Annotated in this window: 6 protein-coding genes; 3 read left to right on the forward strand and 3 right to left on the reverse strand. The window is 64.2% G+C overall.

All coding sequences use genetic code 11. The features are described 5' to 3' along the window. Positions 1–9 precede the first annotated feature (9 nt). Positions 10–804 (forward strand): helix-turn-helix transcriptional regulator, encoded by a 795-nt coding sequence (locus NK214_RS21805; RefSeq protein WP_253315504.1) that lies wholly within the window; start codon positions 10–12, stop codon positions 802–804. Positions 805–875: 71 nt separating this feature from the next. Here NK214_RS21805 and NK214_RS21810 read toward each other — a convergent pair whose 3' ends face one another. The 3 genes from NK214_RS21810 to NK214_RS21820 form a co-directional block, all read right to left on the reverse strand. After that, positions 876–2,060: a NupC/NupG family nucleoside CNT transporter gene (locus tag NK214_RS21810; RefSeq protein ID WP_107799742.1), complete on the reverse strand. Its 1,185-nt coding sequence runs from the start codon at positions 2,058–2,060 to the stop codon at positions 876–878. Positions 2,061–2,315: 255 nt separating this feature from the next. Next, on the reverse strand, positions 2,316–3,854 hold the full coding sequence (gene rlmD / locus NK214_RS21815) for a 23S rRNA (uracil(1939)-C(5))-methyltransferase RlmD (RefSeq protein WP_253315505.1): 1,539 nt from the start codon (positions 3,852–3,854) through the stop codon (positions 2,316–2,318). A 44-nt stretch (positions 3,855–3,898) separates the two neighbouring features. Next, positions 3,899–4,606 carry a metalloregulator ArsR/SmtB family transcription factor gene (locus NK214_RS21820; RefSeq protein ID WP_107799740.1) on the reverse strand — a complete coding sequence of 236 codons (708 nt, stop codon included), beginning with the start codon at positions 4,604–4,606 and terminating at the stop codon, positions 3,899–3,901. A gap of 121 nt (positions 4,607–4,727) precedes the next feature. On the opposite strand from NK214_RS21820, the gene NK214_RS21825 reads away from it, so the two are divergent. Continuing rightward, positions 4,728–5,231, forward strand: a complete 504-nt coding sequence (locus NK214_RS21825; protein ID WP_253315506.1) for a DUF2938 domain-containing protein — start codon at positions 4,728–4,730, stop codon at positions 5,229–5,231. A 140-nt stretch (positions 5,232–5,371) separates the two neighbouring features. Further along, positions 5,372–6,191, forward strand: an 820-nt coding sequence (locus tag NK214_RS21830) for a L,D-transpeptidase (protein WP_253315507.1), incomplete at its 3' end; no start/stop codon positions are given.

A 6,191-nucleotide genomic window follows, 5' to 3' on the forward strand; every position in this document is an offset into this window, starting at 1 on the left:
GATCAAACCATGCGCACTCTGGAACGTACTCGCCCTGATTTGGCCGCCTTTTTGCGCGCGCGCCGCGAGCGTTTGTCCCCAGCCGATGTGGGCTTGCCCAGCGGCGGACGCCGCCGCACGCCGGGGCTTAGGCGTGAGGAGGTGGCCGCGCTCGCTGGTGTCGGCCTGAGTTGGTACACCTGGCTAGAGCAGGGCAGGGATATCGGCGTGTCGGCCGCCTTTCTGGATAATCTGGCGCGGGTGCTGAAGCTGGACGCGGCGGAGCGCCGCCACCTGTTCCTGCTAGCCCATGAGCGGCCGCCGGTGGAACCGGGCAAGACCTGGTGCGTGGTGCCGCCGCTGGTGTCGCGTCTGATGCACGACCTGGCGCCGCACCCAGCCTATGTGCTCAATCTGCGCTGGGATGTGCTGGCCTTCAATGCGCCGGCCGCGCGTCTGTTCGCTTTTGATCGTCAGCTGCCAGGGCGCCGCAACCTATTGTGGATGTTGTTCACCGAACCCTTGCTGCATCAGCGTTTTCTTGATTGGGAGAAGCAGGCGCCGCTGATGTTGTCGAGTTTCCGCCGCGACTTCGCCCGTGCCACGCAGCAGGCCGATATCCATGAGCTGGTGGATGAACTGGAACGGGTGTCGCCGGATTTCAAGGCCTGGTGGCGGCAGCACCAGGTGCTCTCCGCCTGCAGCGGCGTGCGCCGGCTGCTGGTGGATGGTACGGAGCAGTCATACGAGCACACCACGCTGACCATAGACGAGGACCGCCATCTGCGGCTGGTGGTGTATGCGCGGCAACAGGCTGGGGGCTGAGCGGCGGCGGTCCGAAATGAAACAGGCCCGGCATCGGCCGGGCCCGTTGGAGGAAGAGGGCGTAGAGACTTTTACAGCACCAAACCGCCGATCAGCGCCGACAGAATGCTGACCAGGGTGGAACCGTACACCAGCTTCAGGCCGAAGCGGGACACCATATTGCCGCGCTCCTCGTCCAGGCCCTTGACCGCGCCGGCGATGATGCCGATGGAGCTGAAGTTGGCGAAGGACACCAGGAAGATGGAGATCACGCCTATGGTGTATTCCGACAGCTGGGCGGTGAGCTTTTTCAATTCCATCATCGCCACGAACTCATTGGTCACCAATTTGGTGGCCATGATGCTGCTGGCCGGCATGATGTCGGCGGCCGGAATGCCCATCAGCCAGGCGAAGGGATAGAACACATAGCCCAGCACGTACTGGAAGTTCACGCCGAAGACGGCGTCGAAGAGGTGGTTGACGGTGGTGATCAGCGCGATGAAGCCGATCAGCATCGCGCCGACGATCACGGCGATCTTGAAGCCGGCCATGATGTAGTCGCCCAGCATTTCGAAGAAGGACATGCGGTGGGCGGCTTCGGCGCTGATCAGTTCATCGTCGTCGCGGCTGGCGTCGTAGGGATTGATCAGCGACAGGATGACGAAGGTGCTGAACAGATTGAGAATCAGCGCGGTGACCACGAAACGCGGCTGGATGATCTGCATATAGGAGCCGACGATGGACATGGACACCGTGGACATGGCGGTGGCGGCCAGCGTGTACATGCGCTTTTCCGAGAAGCTGCCGATGATGTTCTTGTAGGCGATGAAGTTCTCGGACTGGCCCACGATCATGGAGCCGACGGCGTTGAAGGACTCGATCTTGCCCATGCCGCTGATCTTGGCCAGCACCCAGCCGATGCCGCGTATCACCCAGGGCAGCACGCGGATGTGCTGCAGGATGCCGATCAGCACCGAGATGTAGACGATGGGCATCAGCACCTTGAGGAAGAAGCTGAACTCGCCCTGATTGAGCAGGCCGCCGAACACGAAGTTGGTGCCTTCGCCGGCGTAGCTCATCAGTTTGTCGAACACGCCGGCCACGCCGCCCACCAGGGTCAGGCCGTAGCTGGAGTGCAGCAGGAAGTAGGCCAGCGCCATCTCCACCACGATCAGTTGCAGCACGTAGCGGATCTTGATGTTCTTGCGGTCGCGCGCCACCACTTGGGTCAGCAGGAAGACAACCAGCAGTCCGAAGACGAATTGAAGTATGTGCATATCTATTGCCTTGATGGGCCGTCCTTCAGGCAGGAGCGGCGATGTTGGCGGGCGCGCCCGCTGTGTGTGCTTGTGTTGTTGATTGGCGAACGGCGAATTTTGACATGAAGCGATTGCCGATTCCATGTAAAACGCATTCGCCCGCCACTGTGCGCTTATCCGCTGTCGCAAACCAGCCGGTTTGATCAAACAAGCTGCGCGGCCGGCTCAAAAATAAAGCCCCCGGCCATGGCCGGAGGCTTGTCGCATGCGGGACTATTGCGCTTGCTGTTCCGCTTCGCGGCGGGCTTGTTCGGCGAAATAATAATCGCGGCGGGCCTGCTTGGCCGCGGCCTTTTCAGCCAGCTCCTGCTCCTTCTTGGCGGCTTCCGCCGCCGCCTCGGCGCGTTGCGCCGCTTTCACCGCCTCGCGTTCGGCTTCCTCGGCGGCTTCGATCGCGGCGATTTCGCTGCGGCTCTTGCACGGGCCGGTTTTTTCGAACCAGGCCACGGATTCCACATGGGCGGTGTGCGGGAACATATTGATGATGCCGGCCGCCTTCAGCGTGTAGCCCTTGGTGTGCACCAGCACATTGGCGTCGCGCGCCAGCGTGGCCGGATTACAGGACACGTAGACGATGCGTTTGGGCGCGGTGTCCTCGGTGATGGCCTTCAGCAGCTGCACCGCGCCGTCGCGCGGCGGGTCCACCAGCATCTTGTCGAAGCGGCCGAGCGCGGCGAAGGATTCCTCGGTGACTTCGAACAGATTGGCCATCTCATAGCTGACCTTGTCCTGCAGGCCGTTGTGAGTGGCGTTTTCCACCGCGCGCTTGACCAGGGGCTGGCTGCCTTCCATGCCGTGCACCTCGGCGCCGGAACGGGCGATGGGCAGGGTGAAGTTGCCGATGCCGCAGAACATGTCGGCGATGCGCTCGCCCGGCTGCGGGTCCAGGAATTTCAGCGCGCGCGCCACCATGACCGCGTTGATCTCGGGGTTCACCTGGGTGAACTCGGTGGGGTAGTAGGGCATCTCCACGCGGTATTCCGGCAGGCTGTAAGTCAGCTTGGGCGCGTCCAGCGGGTAGACCGGATAACAGGTGTCCGGGCCTTTGGGCTGCAGCCACATCTGCAGCGGACGCTCCTTGCTGCCGTGGGCGTCGGAGAAGGCGCGCAGCAGCGCGTGGTCGGCGTCGTTGATGGCTTCCATATTGCGGAACACCAGGATGTCCACCTTGTCGCCCACCGCCAGCTCCACCTGGGGCATGCGGTTGTTGATCGACAGCTTGTAGATCATCTCGCGCAGCGGCACGATCAGGTCCGAGATATGGCGCGGCAGGATGTGGCATTCGCTCATGTCGGTGATGTAGGTGGAGCGCTTCTCGTGGAAGCCCACCAGCACGCCGCCCTTTTTCTCCACCAGCCGCGCCGACATCCGCGCGCGGTGGCGGTAGTGCCAGGCCGGGCCGGCGATGGGCGTCAGCACCTGTTGCGGCTTGACCCGGCCGATGCGAGCCAGATTGTCTTCCAGCACCCTTTGCTTGACCGCCACTTGGGCGGAGAACTCCACATGCTGCATCGAACAGCCGCCGCAGGTGCCGTAATGCGGACAGCGCGGCTGCGTGCGCAGAAAGCTTTCCTTCAGCACCTGGCTGGTGTTGGCGTTCTCGTAGGAAGACTTCTTGCGATAGGCGCTGTAGACCACGGTTTCATAAGGCAGCGCGCCGTCGATGAAGATGGTCTTGCCATCGACGTGGGCGACTCCCCGGCCTTCGTGGTCCAGCGACTCGACCTGAGCGATAGTCTGTTTGTGCGTCATGGTGTTGCTTGGAAAATCAAACGGAAAGCGGCGATTTTCTCAAATTATCCGGCAACGCGCAGGGGTTTTTTGTCTGCGCCGGCCGGCGCGCCGGTTTCGACCTCCAGCCCGGCCGCCTTCCATTGCGGGAAGCCGCTGTCCAGCCGCCTGGCGTTCAGGCCGCGGGCGCGCAAGGCGGCCACCGCTTGGGTGGATAGCACGCAGAAGGGGCCGCGGCAATAGGCGATGATTTCGGCGCCGGCGCGGAGCTGTGCCAGGCCGTGTTCCAACCGCTCCGGCGGCAGGTTGAGCGCGCCGGGCAGATGGCCGGCGGCGTACTCGTCCGCCGGCCGCACGTCCAGCAGGATGAGGTCGCCGTCGCCCAAGCGGCGCAGCAGCTCGTCCAGCGTGACGCCGTCCAGCGTCTCGGGCCGGGCGGCGGCGTCGTCCAGCAGCGCGCGGACGGCGGCGCGGCGGTGCTCGGCCTGACGGCGCAGCGCGTCCAGCACGGCCAGAATGGGGCCGTCGCCCAGCCGGTACATCACGCGCTTGCCGTCGCGGCGAGATAGGACCAGTCCGGCGCGCTTCAGGTGTTGCAGGTGTTGCGAGGCGTTGGCGATGGACAGGCCGGCCAGCTCGGCCAGCCGCTCAACCGGGCGCTCGCTTTGGGCGATGTGTTCCAGCAGCAACAGTCGGTGGGCGTGGCTCAGCGTGCGAGCCAGGTCGGCCAGGTCGGCGAAGCGTTCCGGAGCGGGCGGAGGAGTGCTGGTCATGGACGGCCTTCAAAATATCATTCAATCAATCTATTTAATGATAATCTATTGGTCGGCGTTTGTCAGCGCCGGCGTCGCGTCGGGCGCGGCGTGGGCATTGAATGGTTGATGGGGAGAGGGCATGGAGGCGGTGACGGAATGGTTGGCGCGCGGCGCGCTGGTGGGCGTAGGCGCCACGGCGGTGATGGACGCGTGGGCGTACTGGCTGCGGCGGAGCTTTGGCACTCCGTCGTTGGATTACGCGCTGGTGGGGCGCTGGATGGCGCATTGGCGGCGCGGCCGCTTCCGCCACGCAAGCATCGCCCGCGCCGAGCCGGCGCGCGGCGAGCGGGCGCTGGGCTGGCTGGCGCATTATTTGATTGGCGTTGTCTTCGCGCTGTTGTTGCTGGCCGCGTGCGGCGAGCTTTGGTGGCGCGCGCCGACGCCGGGGCCCGCGCTCTTGTTCGGTCTCGCCAGCGCGGTGGCGCCTTTCCTGCTGATGCAGCCGGCGATGGGCGCGGGTTTCTTCGCGTCGAAAACGCCGCGGCCATGGCTGTCGCGCCGGCGCAGCCTGGCGGCGCACGCCAGTTTCGGCCTGGGCCTGTACGCGGCGGCCTGGGTTTTGGCGCATTGGCCTGCGTTTTGAGCTCAAGCCGGCTATGCTGGCGTAAAACCGACAATATTAGCGACGGCCCGGAGGCGGCAGGGGCTTGGTAATAGTCAGAATCTTGCTTTCCCACGCTTTCTGTTAGAATCGAACAATAGTGATTTTAGATATGGTGCGGTATGTTGAAGCGATGTGTTGGGCTGTTGGGTTGGCTTGGGCTTGGCGTGGCGCCGTTTGTCGGCGCGGCGGTGATTCCCGAGCCTGATGTGCAGGTCAACCCCGCGGGCCTGCACTTGGTGCTGAACCTGCCGCAGGCGCGGCTGTTCCAGTACCAGGACGGCAGGCTGTCCAAGATCTATCCGGTGGCGGTGGGCAAGATGCTGACCCAGACGCCGATCGGCAGCTTTGACATTACCGGCATTTACAAGGCGCCGGCCTGGCATGTGCCGCGCTCCATCCAGGAAGAAATGCGCCGCAGCGGCAAGGAAGTGCAGACTGTGGTGCCGCCGGGGCCCAAGAACCCGCTGGGGCCGGTCTTCATTCGTTTCGGCGAGGCCAAGCTGGGCCTGGGCTTTCACGGCACCAACGCGCCTGGTTCGGTGCCCGGTTTCCGCAGCCATGGCTGCGTGCGCATGAAAAACGACGACGCCTTGCTGCTGTCCAAGACCGTGGGCCGCGGCGACGCGGTCACGGTGGCTTATCAGACCGTGTTGCTGAACCAGGACGCCGCCGGCGAACTGTGGCTGACCGCTTACCGTAATCATTACAAGCAGGACGATCCTTCCTTCCCGATGCTGGCCGAAACGCTGCTGGCCTGGCAGAAGCAAAAGTCCGCGGTGGTGTTCGGCGCGCGGGTGGACCAGGCTTTGAAGGCGCGCAAGGGCGTGCCGGTGTGTCTGACCTGCAAGGACGTGGCCAAGGCCAAGGTGGACGTCAGCAAACTCAAGGCCCAGCTGCACCCGTTCCGCAGCGAAGACGCCGGCTGCCCGGTGCGCATCC

It is taken from the genome of Chromobacterium sp. S0633 (genome assembly GCF_024158805.1).
In the GTDB taxonomy this organism is placed as follows: Bacteria; Pseudomonadota; Gammaproteobacteria; order Burkholderiales; family Chromobacteriaceae; genus Chromobacterium.